General features: G+C 65.0%; 12 protein-coding genes. 6 read left to right on the top strand and 6 right to left on the bottom strand.

The genetic code is table 11. From position 1 onward, the window contains the following. Together Q0S16_RS13785 and Q0S16_RS13780 are read right to left on the bottom strand one after the other, a co-directional pair. Positions 1-146: acyl-CoA dehydrogenase N-terminal domain-containing protein (locus Q0S16_RS13785; RefSeq protein ID WP_295849134.1), on the bottom strand; the 146-nt coding region annotated here is incomplete at its 3' end. A gap of 107 nt (positions 147-253) precedes the next feature. Next, a complete protein-coding gene (locus tag Q0S16_RS13780; protein WP_295849131.1) occupies positions 254-679 on the bottom strand; it encodes a nuclear transport factor 2 family protein in 426 nt (141 codons plus the stop codon). Between the two features lie 116 nt (positions 680-795). On the opposite strand from Q0S16_RS13780, the gene Q0S16_RS13775 reads away from it, so the two are divergent. The 4 genes from Q0S16_RS13775 to Q0S16_RS13760 all read left to right on the top strand — a co-directional run bounded on the left by Q0S16_RS13775 (position 796) and on the right by Q0S16_RS13760 (position 7,102). Then, positions 796-1,368: a PadR family transcriptional regulator gene (locus Q0S16_RS13775; RefSeq protein ID WP_295849128.1), complete on the top strand. Its 573-nt coding sequence runs from the start codon at positions 796-798 to the stop codon at positions 1,366-1,368. A gap of 231 nt (positions 1,369-1,599) precedes the next feature. After that, positions 1,600-5,121, top strand: a complete 3,522-nt coding sequence (locus tag Q0S16_RS13770) for a hypothetical protein (protein WP_295849126.1) — start codon at positions 1,600-1,602, stop codon at positions 5,119-5,121. 278 nt (positions 5,122-5,399) lie between these two features. Next, positions 5,400-6,326 (top strand): sulfite exporter TauE/SafE family protein, encoded by a 927-nt coding sequence (locus tag Q0S16_RS13765; protein WP_295849123.1) that lies wholly within the window; start codon positions 5,400-5,402, stop codon positions 6,324-6,326. Further along, the gene (locus Q0S16_RS13760; protein ID WP_295849121.1) at positions 6,323-7,102 is read left to right on the top strand and encodes a TIGR02186 family protein; all 780 of its coding nucleotides are present in this window, start codon (positions 6,323-6,325) and stop codon (positions 7,100-7,102) included. Before Q0S16_RS13765 ends, Q0S16_RS13760 begins: the two co-directional genes overlap by 4 nt. Before the next feature lie 115 nt (positions 7,103-7,217). Here the strand turns inward: Q0S16_RS13760 and Q0S16_RS13755 are convergent, their stop codons facing one another. Then, positions 7,218-8,531 carry a divalent metal cation transporter gene (locus Q0S16_RS13755; RefSeq protein ID WP_295849120.1) on the bottom strand — a complete coding sequence of 438 codons (1,314 nt, stop codon included), beginning with the start codon at positions 8,529-8,531 and terminating at the stop codon, positions 7,218-7,220. 68 nt (positions 8,532-8,599) lie between these two features. Between Q0S16_RS13755 and Q0S16_RS13750 the strand changes: the two genes are divergently transcribed. Continuing rightward, complete coding sequence (locus Q0S16_RS13750) at positions 8,600-9,220, top strand: ureidoglycolate lyase (RefSeq protein ID WP_295849119.1); 621 nt, start codon at positions 8,600-8,602, stop codon at positions 9,218-9,220. 14 nt (positions 9,221-9,234) lie between these two features. Here the strand turns inward: Q0S16_RS13750 and pdeM are convergent, their stop codons facing one another. From pdeM to Q0S16_RS13735, 3 genes are all read right to left on the bottom strand, one after another. Continuing rightward, the gene (gene pdeM, locus Q0S16_RS13745; protein WP_295849117.1) at positions 9,235-9,927 is read right to left on the bottom strand and encodes a ligase-associated DNA damage response endonuclease PdeM; all 693 of its coding nucleotides are present in this window, start codon (positions 9,925-9,927) and stop codon (positions 9,235-9,237) included. Between the two features lie 94 nt (positions 9,928-10,021). Then, positions 10,022-12,661, bottom strand: coding sequence for a ligase-associated DNA damage response DEXH box helicase (locus tag Q0S16_RS13740; protein ID WP_295849115.1), 2,640 nt, complete (start codon positions 12,659-12,661; stop codon positions 10,022-10,024). 169 nt (positions 12,662-12,830) lie between these two features. Continuing rightward, entirely contained in the window at positions 12,831-14,045 is a 1,215-nt protein-coding gene (locus Q0S16_RS13735) for an ABC transporter substrate-binding protein (RefSeq protein WP_295849114.1), read from the bottom strand. A 401-nt stretch (positions 14,046-14,446) separates the two neighbouring features. Here Q0S16_RS13735 and Q0S16_RS13730 point away from each other — a divergent pair. Beyond that, positions 14,447-15,180, top strand: a 734-nt coding sequence (locus Q0S16_RS13730) for an outer membrane beta-barrel protein (RefSeq protein ID WP_366517830.1), incomplete at its 3' end; no start/stop codon positions are given.

The raw sequence follows: 15,180 nt of genomic DNA, 5'->3' as shown, positions 1-15,180 counted from the left end.
CTGAGCTTGGCGGCTTCTTCCAGGATCGCGCCCCGGACATCGGCCGACGCATCGGCAAACCCCGGCAGGTTGTTGTAGCGGTCGAACTGGAACACGTCATCGAGCAGGAAACCAACATCTTCCAGGGGGGCTTTGTAACTCGGCATGGCGTTCTCCCGACTGGCTGACAGCCCCAGGCACGGGGCTCATGCAGCACAGTAATCTTTTTTCAAGGATGGACCTTACCGTTTCCGGAGGCCCGCGGTAATTCGTATCAGGACAATGATTGCGACCTTGCGACAGCGGCGTCACCACCCTGCCGCGCCAGTTGTTCGCCCATCAGCCGATGCAGCAGACTGACCGCCTTGAGCGGCCGCACCATCACCTTGAAATGGGTGATCATACCATCCTCGTCAAAGGTGATCATGTCGACGCCATTGATCCGGATGCCCTCGACTTCGGTTTCGAATTCCAGCACCGCGCCGTTGGCGCTGCGCCATTCGCCGCGGTAGGCGAAGCCCGGACCGCCCAGCACCTGCTCGGCGCTCGACAGATATTTGAAAGTGATGTCCCGTCCGCGCTGCGGGGTGTGCACGACGGGGCTCTCGAACACCACATCGGGATGCAGCAGATCCCGGAGCGCAACATGGTCATGCGAAGCGATACAGGCATACCATCTATCCAGCGAATTCATGGTCATCCGACGGCCCCTCCCGCAAAGCCGCACGGGGATCACTCCCCGCGCGTTGATATGCACATTGACGCATATGCGTTATTATGCATAAAGTCAAGTCTAACCAGATCGAGGTGGGACTCATGGCACTTGGCGACGCAATCCTCGCATGCCTGACCGAATGTCCGATGACGGGCTACGAGCTCGCCAAGACCTTCGACGCCTCGATCGGCTTCTTCTGGAAGGCCGATCACCAGCAGATCTACCGTGAACTGTCGCGACTGCGCGACCGTGGCCACGTCCAGGGCCGCGAGGTTGTGCAATCCGGCAAGCCGAACAAGCTGGTCTACACCCTGACAGCGGAGGGCCGAGCCGCGCTGCGGCACTGGGCGGCCCGGCCGAGCAGCCCGGCCTCGATGAAGGACGATCTCCTGGTCCGACTGTACGCACTCGACAGCGTCGACATCGGGCCGCTGCGTGACGACCTGATGGCCCGCATGGAGCACCACCGCGACCGCGCCGACCGCTACGATCGGATCCTCAACAAGCGCTTCCCGCACGGCACCGCTCCGCCCACCGACACCGGCAAGCTGCTGCTGCTGCGGATGGGGCTACGCCACGAACGGATGGTGGCGGACTGGTGTGAGGAAGCACTCGAAGCGCTGCCTAACCTGTCCGGCCGTAGCAACGTGGTCGCGATGCCGGACGGCCAGTAGCCGCCATCGCAACCCATGTGCGCGCTAACGCACGCGAAGAATTCGGCAATCCGGACCACCGCGCCGATTAACTTCAAGGCTGCGCCGGTTCCTTAACCCGTTATTTACCGTAACACTAAAAAGTCGAATCCAGTGGCAGACGACCTGCGCGGGATCCGATCTTCTATCGAACGGGACGTGCGGGAAGGTCTGGGGGGTGCAGTTGCGCCAGGCTTTGAACCGGACGGAAGCATGAATTCGCGCGTATCGTGGAGTGTAGAGGGGATCGAGCCATCGGTCCGCGAGCGGGCGGAAGCCGCTGCGCGCCGCGCCGGCATGTCGCTGGGCGACTGGCTGAACTCCACGATCGGCGAGACCGCCTCCAATTTCAGTTCTCCCAATGCGCGGCCCCGTCATGACCCGTTCCAGCCCGCGCCGCGGCCATCGCTGCCGCCGCGCGACGTCGCCGACGTCGCCGAAATCCATCAGCGGCTGGACGCCATTACCCGCCAGATCGACCAGTTTTCGCGGCCCGCACTGCGCAGCGAGCCCGGCGTTGCCCGACAGTTGAACGAGGCGATCTCGCGCCTCGACGCCCGGCTTTCACAGATCAGCGAACCCGCGCGCTACGCGCCGCCGATGCCGGAATTCGCGCACAACGCCGACATGGTCGAGCGCGCCGCCGCGCAGGTCTACAGCGCGCATGCGCCGATCGATCCGTTCTCGCTCGACTTCGCCATCGCGGAGATCGCCGCGCGCCAGGGCGAACTGGACGGCGTGCCGCGGATGTCCCCGCGCCAGGCGCCACCGATCGCACCTGTGGCCTATGCGCCGCCCGCTCCGGCCCCTGAACCGCTGCCGCCCGCGCCCGACATCTCCGGGCTGGAACGCCAGCTGTTGCAGATCACCACCAAGATCGACGAACTGCAGCGCCCCGACACCGGCATCGAGGAATCGATCGCGGCCTTCCGGGTCGAACTCGCCGATATCCGCAACGTCATCACCGAGGCGATGCCGCGCCGCGCCATCGAGTCGGTCGAGACCGAAATCCAGTCGCTGAGCCGCCGCATCGAGGAGAGCCGCGACAACGGCATCGATGCGCAGGCGCTGGCTGGCGTCGAGCGCGCGCTTGGCGAGATCCGCGAAACCCTGCTGACGCTCACGCCCGCCGAGCAGCTCGCCGGCTTCGATGATGCGATCCGCAATCTGGGCGGCAAGATCGACCTGATCCTGCGCTCCAGCGACGATCCCGTGACCAGGCAGCAGCTCGAGGGCGCGATCGGCGCGCTGCGGGCGATCGTTTCGAATGTGGCCTCCAACGAGGCGCTCGGACGCCTTAGCGACGACCTGCATTCGCTGTCGTCGAAGGTCGACCAATTGGCGCGGCCCGATTACGGCGATTCCTTCGCCGCGCTCGAGCAGCGCATCGCGGTGCTGACCAGCACGCTGGAAAATCGCGAGCGGCCGGAAGCGCCACCAAGTTCCGATCACCTCGAAGTGGCGCTGCAGGCGCTGTCGAGCCGGCTCGACCACCTGCCGGTCGGCAATGACAGCTCATCGGCCTTTGCCCATCTCGAACAGCGGGTGACCTACCTGCTGGAGCGGATCGAGACCGTCACCGATCCCGGTGCTAAAAATCTCGGCCGGGTCGAGGACGGGCTGCAGGACGTGCTGCGCCATCTCGAGCGGCAACAGGCGACCATCGCCGCGCTGGCGGAGAGTCGCAACACCGCGCCGGTGATGGACCCCGTTCTGGTCGATACCATCAAGCGCGAACTATCCGACTTCCGCTTCAGCCAGTCGGAAACCGACCGCCATACCCAGGACTCCCTCGAAGTCGTGCACAGCACGCTTGGCCATGTGGTCGATCGGCTGGCGATCATCGAAGGCGATTTGCGCTCCGCGCGCACCGTGCCGATGGCACCGCCCAGCGCTGTCCCTGCGCCCGCGCCGGCGCCCATTCCGGCGGTGATCACTGCCCCCATCGTGGCTCCGGCCGCGGCTCCTGTTGTGGCCCCGACGGCCGTGGCGGCCGAGGCCGCCAAGCCAGTTGCGCCGGCCGCCCCGCCCGTCATTGCCGTGCCGTCGACGCCCGCCACCAAGGCTGCCGCCTCCGCCGCCGCGACGCCACCGGCACGCCCGCAATTGCAGAACCCGGTGCTGCCGAACACGCTGCTCAACCCCCTGAAGACGCAGTCGGCACCATCCGCCATCGAAGTCCGTGCGCCACAGGTGCATTTCGACGCCGCGCCGCGCGAATTCGCGGCCACTGCGATCTCGCACGAGCCCGCGCCAGCCTTCACCATGCCGAAGGCGATCAGCGATATTCTGGCACCTCCCTCCGGCGCGGCAACGCCGGTTGCTGCCGCGGCCGAGCGTTCGTCGCGCCCGGCCGTCAATTCGGAACTGCCGCCCGATCATCCGCTCGAGCCCGGCACCCGGCCGCAGCCCCGTACCGGCTCGCCGTCGGAGCGCATTGCCGCCTCCGAGGATGCGATCAGCGAACTGTCCCCAGCCCATGCTGAACCGGTGGCAGCTTCGAGCTTCATCGCAGCGGCGCGCCGCGCCGCGCAGGCCGCCGCCGCCGGGACCCCGGCCGCGGCCAAATCCAAGGCCAAGACGGCCGCGTCCGCCGGCGACAAGGGCGGCTCGACCATCACCTCGAAGATCCGCGCGCTGCTGGTCGGCGCCAGCGTAGTGGTGATCGTGCTCGGCTCGTTCAAGATGGCGATGGCGCTGCTCGACAGCGGCGCGCCAGCCCCGGTCGCCGATAACGTCCGCGAAAGTCTGCCACTGGCGCCGCCGGAGCCGGCCGAGACGCAACCCCGCCCCGTCGTCCCGGCCCCGGTTGGCCCATCGATGACCTCGCCAACCCCGATCGGCCGGCAGTCGCTGGCCGCGCCCGTCCCGTTTGTCGCGGAAACCGCGAAGCCGGTCGTCACCCCCCCGCCGGCGACGGCGAGCTATGCCTCGACCGCCGACGCCGACGTCACCGGCAGCATCGCCGCGCCGCTGTCCGCCAGCGCTGCGCCGGTACTGCCCGCCAGCAACCGAAAGCTGGCGCTGGTATCGATTCCCGCTTCCGAGCGGCTGCCCGAGGCCATCGGCGGCGCGACGCTGCGCAGCGCCGCGCTGCGCGGCGACGCCTCGGCCGCGTTCGAAATCGGCGTTCGCTACGCCGAGGGCAAGGGCGTCGCCGTAAATTACGACGAGGCCGCCAAATGGTATGACCGCGCCTCGCTGGCCGGCGTCGTGCCAGCGATGTTCCGACTTGGCACGCTGTATGAAAAGGGCCTCAGCGTGAAGAAGGACCTCGACGTCGCCCGCCGCTATTACGTGCTGGCCGCCGAGCGCGGCAATGCCAAGGCGATGCATAACCTGGCCGTGCTCGACGCCGATGGCGGCAGTAAAGGCGCCAACTACAAGAGCGCGTCGCTCTGGTTCCGAAAGGCCGCCGAGCGCGGCGTCGCCGACAGCCAGTTCAATCTGGGCATCCTCTATGCCCGCGGCATCGGCGTCGAACAGAACCTCGCCGAGTCCTTCAAGTGGTTCAGCCTCGCCGCCGCCCAGGGCGACAGCGACGCCAGCCGCAAGCGCGACGACATCGCCAAGCGGCTCGACCCGCAGTCGCTGGCCGCCGCCAGGCTGGCGCTGCAGAACTTCACCCCCGAAGGCCAACCCGACGACGCCATCAACGTCGCAGCGCCGACCGGCGGCTGGGACGGCACGCAGGCGCTGGCCAAGCCGGTTGCCGCCAAGCGCGCGGCGAAATAGGCTTTGTCATTCCAGGGCCAGCGCGGCGGCGGCCGCGCGTGAAGCCGGAATTCAGAGGGCGCGGAACAGCGCGAATTTCCGAGTCTGCGCCATCCGGCTTTGCCGTTTATCGCATCCCGGAACGACAGAACGGAGAAATCCCGTCTTTGCCGGTTTCTTTAATCCCTTCAACGACCGTTTTCGTTTAAGAGGGGGCGCGGCGCGCGTCCCGCGTCGCCTCCAGAACCATGCCGTGAGCGGTTTCGGCCTCCTCAGGGCCCATCCCGAAGCGAACGCGCGTGCAGCTGTATCTCCCGATCGCCGACATTCCGGTCAACGTGCTCCTCATCCTGGCGATGGGCGCCGCGGTCGGTTTCGTGTCCGGCATGTTCGGTATCGGCGGCGGCTTCCTGATGACGCCGCTCTTGATCTTCGTCGGCATCGCCCCCGCCGTCGCCGTCGCCTCGGTCGCCAGCCACATCGCGGCTTCGTCGTTTTCCGGCGCGTTGTCCTATTGGCGGCGTCGCGCCATCGATCCGACATTGGCGCTGGTGCTGTTGTCCGGCGGCATCGTTGGTACCGCGCTCGGCGTCTGGGTGTTCACGCTGCTGCGCAATCTCGGCCAGCTCGACCTCTTGATCGCGCTGTCCTACGTGGTCCTGCTCTCGACCGTCGGCGGGCTGATGTTCTGGGAGGGCCTGCGCGCGATGCTGCGGATCCGCCGCGGCGAGAACGTGCCGCTGCGGCGTTCCGGCAGCCATGGCTGGGTTCACGGCCTGCCGCTGAAGATGCGTTTCAAGCGCTCGAAAATCTATCTGTCAGTGATCCCGATCATCGTCACCGGCCTGTTGATCGGTTTCATCGGCGCGGTGATGGGCATCGGCGGCAGCTTCATCCTGATCCCGATCATGATCTATCTGCTGCGGATTCCGACTTCGACGGTGATCGGCACCTCGATGGTGCTGACGCTGGTGACGATGCTGTTCGCCACCTTGCTGCATGCGGCCACCAACCATCTGGTCGACGCGGTGCTGGCGCTGATCCTGATGGTCGGCGGCGTCACCGGCGCGCAATTCGGCGCCCGCGCCGGCCAGAAGATCCGCGGCGAACATTTGCGGCTGCTGCTCGGCCTCCTGATCCTCGCGGTCGGCATCCGCTTCGCGGTCGAGTTGGTGATCCGCCCCGAGGACCTGTTCACCATCCGCGAGACCGGAGGCGCCGGATGAGGTTTTGCGCCGCCCTTGCCGCGACGATTTTGACACTACTGACCGGCGTGGTCCCCGCTTGCGCGGAACGGCTGATCGTCTCGGTGTCGAACCACCGCGTCACCGTGACACCGAATTATTCCGGCGAGGAGCTGGTGCTGTTTGGCTCGGTCGAGAAGGACGACAAGACACCGGCCAATCGCGGCAATTACGACCTCGTCGTCACCATCAGTGGCCCGCGCGCCGAGTTGGTGACGCGGCGCAAGGAACGCCGGTTCGGGATCTGGATCAACACCGATTCCCGCGAATTCCTGCAGGTGCCATCCTATCTGGCCGTGTTTGCCAACCGGCCGATCGACGCCATCGCCGCGCCGGAGGTGCAGCGCCGCCAACAGCTCGGGCTCACCAATGTGTTGCTGACCCAGCGCATCGGCACCGACTACGCCGATGTCGTCGCCACCGATCCGTTCCGCAGCGCCTTCGTGCGGCTGCGCACCGAGCACGGCCTGTACCGCGAGGCCACCTCGGCGGTGACCTTTCTCACGCCGACGCTGTTCCGTACCGGCATTCCACTGCCGGCCGAAGTTACGATCGGCACCTACGAGATCGAGATCAAGCTGTTTTCCGACGGCGCCCTGATCACCAAGGCGGACACCGCCTTCGACATCGTCAAGGTCGGCTTCGAACAGTTCATCGCCAACGCGGCGCGCAACCATGGCCTCGTCTACGGCCTGCTCACCGCCCTGATGGCACTGATGACGGGCTGGATGGCTTCGGTGGTGTTCAGAAGAGATTAAATCGGAAGTTCTAGGCCATCATTGCGAGGAGCTCTTGTGACGAAGCAATCCGGTTTTTTTCCGAGCTTGGGCCGCTGGATTGCCGTGTCGCTTGGCTCCTCGCAATGACGGAGCGCTACAAAAGCGCTCCCACGCCCATCGCGACCACGCTCAGCGTCATCGCCGCGGTGGAAAGCCAGCCCAGCCAGTAAAGCGGCCCCTTGATGACAAATTCGTCCATCACGTCACGCCGCCGCGACATCACCATCAGCAGGAACATCACCGGCACCGCCAATACGCCGTTGACGACGGCGCTCCAGTACAGCGCCTGGATCGGGTTGATCGAGGTGAAGTTCAACGCGATGCCGATCATCGCCGATAGCGCCAGCACCGAATAGAACGCCGCCGCCTCGCGCGGTTTGCGGTCGAGGCCGACGGTCCAGCGCCGGCCCTCTCCGACGGCGTAGGCGGTCGACCCTGCCAGCACCGGAATCGCCAGCAGCCCGGTGCCGACGATGCCGAGCGCAAAGACGATCTCGGCGAAGGCGCCGGCGATCGGCCGCAGCGCTTCGGCGGCTTGCGCCGAACTTTCGATGTCGATCTTGCCATTGGCATGCAGAGTCGCCGCGGCGGTAATGATGATCGACAACGCGATCACGTTCGAGAACGCCATGCCGATGATGGTATCGGCGCGAATCCTGGAAAATTCCATCGTCGCCTCCAGTGGTGCTTCGATCAGGGGATGCTTGGCAGGATCGATGCGCTCGTCCTCGGCCTCCTGCGAAGCCTGCCAGAAGAACAGATAGGGTGAGATGGTGGTCCCGAAAATCGCAACGATGGTGGTGAGGTAGCTTTCGCTCCAGCTCAGTCGCGGCAGCAGGATGCCGGTCAACGCCTCGCCCCAATGCACTTTCGCCACCGCCAGCGCCGCGACATAGGCGAACAGCGACAGTGTCAGCCATTTCAGCACCGCCACATAGCGCCTGTAATCGAAGAAGATTTGCGCCGCCACCGAGAGCAGGCCGAAGGCCAGCACATAGACCATGCCGGGACCACCGATCAGCAGCCTGGTGGCGTCGGCCATGGCCCCGAGATCAGCGGCGATGTTGATGGTATTGGCGATGAACAGCAGCGCCACGATCACGTTCAGCAACGTCGCCGAATAATGCCGGCAGACATTGCCGGCGATGCCGCGCCCGGTGACGCGGCCGACCCGGCCGGAAATTTCCTGGATCGCAGCCATCAGCGGGAAGGTCAGCAGCATGGTCCAGCCGATACCGTAACCGAGCTGCGCGCCGGCCTGGCTATACGTGCCGATACCGGAGGGATCGTCGTCGGAGGCGCCGGTGATCAGGCCGGGACCAAGCGATTTGAAGAAACCCTTGAGACGGAACTTCTCCAGACGCTGCTCGTCGAGATTGGATTTGATGGCGTCTGACTCGTCTGACATCGCAGTCCCTGTTCCTCGGCATGCAGCAACCTGCCGCGGGAAGTAATGTTCCAAATCAGGAACTGGCAATGGGGATGACCACTGCGGCACCAGGAATGCGTTGTTGCCACGCCAGGGATGCCCTGCTCAATTGCGAGATTGAGGAGATATCCATGCCGACATCCCGCGCCGTCCCCGTCGAAGTCCTGAGCGATGCGGCGTTCGAGCCGTTCGGATGGGTCCTCGGCCAGCCTCATCCGCTGGAGAAGAACCCGCTGGAATTCCGCAGTCCGGCCACCGACTTCTGGCACGAGCACTTCTTCGACCCGGGCACGGGAGGCGACACAGAGGTCCTGTGGGTCGCGTATCGCGATGCGACTTCGCCGATATCCCGGCTCGAAGTGCATCATTTGACCCAGCAGGCGGTGATTCCGCTCCGAGGCGACATCATCCAGATCCTTTGCCTGAGTGACGACAACCAGGCCCCAGACTTGTCGACGCTGCGCGCGTACCAGGTGTCGCCCGGCATTGGAATCTGCATGCGTCCCGGCGTCTGGCATACGACCCGGGCCGCCGATGCGACCTGCATGATGTTGACCCGTCGCTCGACGACGGCGGACCTCGTCGACCATCTCAACCATGCGAGCCCGGCCAGGGAGTCCACGCTTCTGGAGATCCCGCCGCACGACCTGATCCGGAAAGCGGGCTGAACTCCGGCGCGCGGCTAGCAGCAGCGCGATGCGGCAATGGCGTGCAGCTTGCGGTCCCCGAGCACATGCGCGACGAAACCAAGGGTCTGGAAGATCTTCGCGAAGGCGCCATCGCGAATGTTGAGGCCGCCGGTATAGGCGCCGAATGCCGGCATCACCGCGCGCTGGCCGTCGCTGGCAAAGCAGCGCCGTTCCATCGACCGGCCCCTCGTCGTGACGCGCGCCTTGGGGTGCAGATGGCCGGCAATCTCGCCTAAAGCACCGGTCGGCTCGTGGCGAAACGCGAGCGGACCAATGGTCGCTTCCTGCGCCACCACGCCGCCGAGATCGGACGGCAGCGCCGGATCGTGATTGCCGGAGATCCAGATCCAGTCGCGGCGCGCTTGCAGCGCGCCCAGCACGTCGCGGTTCGGCTGCGACAGCCGGTCATGGGCATGGCGATCGTGAAAACTGTCCCCGAGTGCGATCACGGTGCGCGGGTCGTGCCGCGCGATCACCGCGCCCAGTCGTCCCAATGTTGCGATGGTGTCATAAGGAGGCAGCAGCACACCGCGCAACGCGTAGCTCGAGCCCTTTTCGAGATGCAGGTCGGAGACCACCAGCAGCCGCTGCTCTTCCCAGTACAGCGCACCGGACAGATCGGCGACCAGAGTGACGCCGGCGATGTCGACGGTACTGAATTCGGCGGAGTTCGATTCGGCGTGCATGGTCTCTTGTAGGATGGGTAGAGCGTCCGCGAAACCCATCTTTGCGTCGCGCGGGGCTGATGGATTTTGCGAAGACGCTCTACCCATCCCACAGCTACGACATGGCTTCCTTCACGAGTTCCTCGGCGGCTTCCGCCAGCAACTCGTCCGAGGCTTCGCCGTACACCTGTTCGCGGCCGATTTCCAGCATCACCGGCACCGCCAGCGGCGACACCCGCGTCAGTTCCTTGTGAACGATACGGCTCTGGATTCGCACCAGCATGTCGCTGAGCCGGCGGATGTCGAGCAGCCCGGTGGCGGCATCGGCGCGCGCCGCGCGCAGCAGCACGTGATCGGGCTGGTGCTTGCGCAGCACGTCGTAGATCAGGTCTGTCGAGAACAGCACCTGGCGCTTGGATTTCTCGGCGCCGGTGAAGCGGGTGTGGATCAGGCCGGAGATCACGGCGCTGGTGCGAAAGGTCCGCTTCATCAAAGCGGATTCCGCGAGCCAGGCTTCGAGATCGTCGCCGAGCATGTCGGGATCGAACAGCGCGTCGAGATCGAGTTTGCCATGGCGGATCATGTGCGACATGTCGCCGAGCCCCCACACCGCCAGCGCATATTCATTGGCGACGAAGCCGAGCGGGCGGGCGCGGCCGCGCTCCAGCCGCCGCGTCAGCAGCATGCCCAACGTCTGGTGCGCGAGCCGGCCCTCGAACGGATAGCACACGAGATAATGCTTGTCGGCGCGCGGAAAGGTCTCGACCATCAACTCGCGGACCCCGGGCACATGCGAGACATGGGCCTGCAGCGACAGCCATTCACGCACCTGGTCCGGTAGTCCAGCCCAGTCCCGCTCATTATCGAGCAGTTTGCGCACCCGCTCGGCGAGATAGGTCGAGAGCGGAAACTTGCCGCCCATATAAGACGGTACCTTGGCGTCCTTGTCATTGGCGCGCGAGACATAGACCTGGTCCTCGACCAGCGTCTCGTAGCGCACCACCTCACCGCCGAACACGAAGGTATCGCCGACGACCAAATTCTCGATGAAGTACTCCTCGATCTGGCCGAGCATGCGGCCACCGCGCGCCAGCGCCCCGGTGGCGCGCCGTCCCTTGCCCTGGCCGCCGCCAGGCACCAACCGCACCCGCAGCATGGTGTCCTCGACGATGGTGCCCACATTCATGCGGTACATCTGCCGCACCTTTGGATTGGTGACGCGCCAGCGGCCGGCCTTGTCCTGCTTGATGCGGGCGAAGCGCTCATAGCTCTTCAGCGCATAACCGCCGGACGCGACGAAATCGAGCGTATCGTCGAAATCGGCGCGACTGAGTTCGGCATAGGGCGCCGCCGACAGCACCTCGGTGTACAGGTCGTCGGCGAGAAACGACGCGCCGCAGGCGCATCCCAGAATATGCTGCGCCAGCACGTCGAGCGCGCCGATGCGCAATGGCGGCGTGTCCTGTGCATTCTCCGCGACCGCGTCGATGGCGACGCGGCATTCCAGCACCTCGAAGCGGTTGGCCGGCACCAGGACCGCGCGCGAGGCCTCGTCGATGCGGTGGTTGGCACGACCGATCCGCTGCATCAGCCTGGAGGCGCCCTTCGGTGCGCCGACATTGATCACCAGATCGACATCGCCCCAGTCGACGCCGAGGTCGAGCGACGAGGTACAGACCACACCCTGCAATTTCCCCGCGGCCATCGCGTCCTCGACGCGGCGGCGCTGCGCGACATCAAGCGAACCATGATGCAAAGCGATGGCGAGGTTGTCGTCGTTCATCCGCCACAGATCCTGAAACAGCATCTCGGCCTGGCTGCGGGTGTTGACGAACGCCAGCGTGGTCTTGTTGGCCTTGATCAGGTCGTAGATCTCGCCGAGCGCATGCCGCGCGGAATGGCCGGCCCAGGGCAACCGCTCGCGGGTGTCGAGCATCTCGACCACCGGCGCCGCGGCGCCGCCGGCCACCACGATATCGGCGGAAACCACTTCGCCATGATCCTGCGGCACCAGAAAACGCGCCAGCGATTCCGGCTCAGCCACCGTGGCGGACAGTCCGATGGCGCGCATGTCAGGCGCCAGCTTCCACAACCGCGCCATGCCAAGCGCCAGCAGGTCACCGCGCTTCGAGGTCACCAGCGCGTGCAGTTCGTCGAGCACCACGCGCTTCAGCGACGAGAACAGGAACGGCGCATCATCCGACGACAGCAACAGCGCGAGCTGTTCCGGCGTTGTCAGCAAAATATCCGGCGGATAGCGCCGCTGCCGCGCGCGGCGCGACACCGGCGTATCGCCGGTGCGGGTCTCGACCTTGATCGGCAGCTTCATCTGCGCGATCGGCGTCTCCAGATTGCGCGCGATATCGACGGCGAGGGCTTTTAACGGCGAGATGTACAGCGTGTGCAGCCCGCGTCCGCTCCTCACGCCGCGGCCGGTGGAGACGAGGGCGTTCCCCCTCCCCTCCCCCCTCGTGTGGGAGGGTGGCTCGGACCCGCGAAGCTTCGCTTCGCCGGGGGGAGTGGGGAATGAAACCGAAGCGTCATCTCGGCCGCCACTCAGTTCCACCAATGTCGGCAAAAATCCGGCCAGCGTCTTGCCGGCACCGGTGGGGGCGATCAGCAGCGCGGCGCGATGGTCCTGCGCCTTCCGCAGCAGCGCCAGCTGATGTTCGCGCGGCGACCAGCCCCGCGCGGCGAACCAGCGCGTGAAGATGTCGGGCAGCAGATCACGTGGAACGGATTTACGGGTCGGCACCAGGTGAAGCTAGGCACTCACCCCCGTCATTGCGAGGAGCCGTTGCGACGAAGCAATCCAGCCTTGCTTGATGGCAAGTCAAAGACTGGATTGCCGCGTCGCTTCGCAAAGGGGGAAAGTTGGCAAGCCAACTTCCTTGACCTCGCAATGACGTGGGGAGGCCAGCGCCCTATTCCGTCACCGGCTTGTCGGAAATATCCCAGTCCTTGCCATTAAAGACCGAGATGTAGAGTGTCTTCATCGGCGTGTAATTGTCCGGGGTGAAGCTGTAGGTGATGCCGTCGAGCATGTAGGGCGAGTGGAAGTCGTTCATCGAAGATGCCACCTTCATGACGTTGGCGCGGGTCAGGTCATCGCCGCAGCGGCGCAGGATTTCCGCCATCGTCACCGCCTGGCCGTAGCCGGCATAGGCGATGGTATTGTCGGGGTCGATGTTCGGCAGATATTTCTTGCGCAGCGCCTCGAAGCCCATCACATCGGGATCGTTTTCCCAGCGCGGCACGCCGACTTCCTTGGAATAGCGGATCGCCACGATGCCCTTGGCATTCTCGATGCCCGCGGCATTGAGAATCGAGCGGCCGGTCGAGCCCGCCGACAGCAATTGCAGCGGCTTCCAGCCGAGCTCGACTACCTTGCGTATTGCCTGCGAGGTCGCCTTGCCGGTGGTGATATTATAGAACACATCGGCGCCGGATTTCGCCAGATTGATGAGCTGGGAATCGATCGTCGGGTCGGTCAGGTCGTAGGTGACCTCGGCAATCACCTTGGCGGTGCCGCCGGCCTTGGCCAGTTCATCCTTGAACGGACCGAGGAAGTCGCGGCCGAAATCATCGTTCTGGTACAAAATTCCGACCTTGGCGTTGGGCTTCACGCCAACGACGTATTTGGCCAGGATCCGCGCCTCGGTCGGGTACAGCGGCAGCCCGGCCATCGTCCATTTGTTGTTCTTGGGATCGTTCCACTTCGAGGCGCCGGTATTGAGCAGCAGCTGCGGGACGCCCTTGGAATTGAGATATTTGTGCACGGCGGTCTGTGGCGCGGTACCCAGCGACCCGAACAGCGCCAGCACCTCTTCCTGCTCGACCAGCCGGCGGGTGGCCTCCACCGCCTTCGGCGCGCTGTAGGCGTCGTCCATGGTGAAGAACTTGATCTTGCGGCCGTTGATGCCACCCTTCTCGTTCAGCATCTGGAAATAGGCTTCGCCGACCCGGCCGAGCACGCCATAGAGCGAACCGGGACCGGAATGCGGCACGGTCTGGCCGAGCTTGATCTCGGTGTCGCTGGCGCCGGGATCGTATTTCTTGTCGGCGGCAACGGCTTGGCTGGCGATCAGCGGCGCGACGATCGCCGCGACCCAACAAAGGGAATTGTGACGCGAAGGCATGAGGTTTCTCCCTGAACCGGACTCCGCTTGGTGCGGGCCGTTTTTTTTTCGAGCCGCCAGGTTGGTCCCGACTGGTACGACCGCATCCTGTGCGGGCCGATCAAGGTTGGCAATCCCTTCGCAGCGTTGCGACATCGTGCCGCCGCGAATCGCCGTGCGATGGTCCGCGGGATGCACGCCAGGGAAGAGACTGATGGTAAAACCCGACGAAATAATTTGCTGACGGTATCCAGAGGCCGTAACGGAACGTTTTTCGGAGATAAGCCGCCCCGCAATGTCAAGCAGTGTGGCCTGCCAGATACAGCCAATTCGCAACGATTCCCGTAGTCTAAAAATTCAATTTGGATTGGGGTTTGACCATGAAGCGACTTCTTGCCGGTGCGATGCTCGTTGGAACTGCCGTGAGCGCACAAGCGGCCGACATGGCCACCAAGGCTCCCTATTTGAAGGCGCCGGTGATGGCCGTCTATGACTGGACCGGTTTCTACCTCGGCGCCAATGTCGGTGTCGGCATTGCCCGGGACCGCACCGGCAGCAACTTCACCAATGATTCGCTTTATCTCGCCCCGCAGGGCGCGCTCGGCGGCGTGCAGGCCGGTTACAACTGGCAGACCAGCTCGCTGTTCGGCCCGCTGGTGTACGGCATCGAAGCCGACATCCAGGGCGCTGGCCTGAGCGACAACCGCACCAGCGTCGCGGGTTTTTTCGGCACCACGAATTTCAGCTCCAAGGTTGACTGGTTCGGCACCGTTCGCGGCCGCATCGGCCTCGCCCACGGCCCGGTGCTCAGCTACTTCACCGGCGGTTATGCCTATGGCAACGTCAAGACCTCGGTCACCGAAGGCGGCGTGGCGGCATTCTCAAGCAACCGCACCCAGGGCGGCTGGACGGTCGGCAGCGGCGTCGAAGCGGCGCTCGGCGGCAACTGGACCGGCAAGATCGAATATCTCTATCTGAACCTCGGCAACAAGTCGGACAGCTTCCTGCCCGCCCAGGTCCTGAACACCGAAATCCGCGAAAACATCTTCCGCGTCGGTCTGAACTACAACATCGGTGGCAAAAGGCCTACGCGCCGCTGGTGGCCGCGAACTGGACCGGCTGGTATCTCGGCGGCAACGTCGGCTCCGGCACCGGC

It is taken from the genome of Tardiphaga sp. (assembly GCF_025356345.1).
GTDB lineage: Bacteria > Pseudomonadota > Alphaproteobacteria > Rhizobiales > Xanthobacteraceae > Tardiphaga.
The sequence above is the reverse complement of the archived record's forward strand: the minus strand, read 5'-3'. Positions and strand labels throughout refer to the sequence as shown.

Bases quoted from the DNA above. Each gene is read 5' to 3' on its own strand.
- Q0S16_RS13780 (WP_295849131.1), bottom strand. From the start codon at position 679: ATGACCATGAATTCGCTGGATAGATGGTATGCCTGTATCGCTTCGCAT.
- Q0S16_RS13775 (WP_295849128.1), top strand. From the start codon at position 796: ATGGCACTTGGCGACGCAATCCTCGCATGCCTGACCGAATGTCCGATG.
- Q0S16_RS13770 (WP_295849126.1), top strand. From the start codon at position 1,600: ATGAATTCGCGCGTATCGTGGAGTGTAGAGGGGATCGAGCCATCGGTC.
- Q0S16_RS13760 (WP_295849121.1), top strand. From the start codon at position 6,323: ATGAGGTTTTGCGCCGCCCTTGCCGCGACGATTTTGACACTACTGACC.
- Q0S16_RS13755 (WP_295849120.1), bottom strand. From the start codon at position 8,531: ATGTCAGACGAGTCAGACGCCATCAAATCCAATCTCGACGAGCAGCGT.
- Q0S16_RS13750 (WP_295849119.1), top strand. From the start codon at position 8,600: ATGGGGATGACCACTGCGGCACCAGGAATGCGTTGTTGCCACGCCAGG.
- pdeM (WP_295849117.1), bottom strand. From the start codon at position 9,927: ATGCACGCCGAATCGAACTCCGCCGAATTCAGTACCGTCGACATCGCC.
- Q0S16_RS13735 (WP_295849114.1), bottom strand. From the start codon at position 14,045: ATGCCTTCGCGTCACAATTCCCTTTGTTGGGTCGCGGCGATCGTCGCG.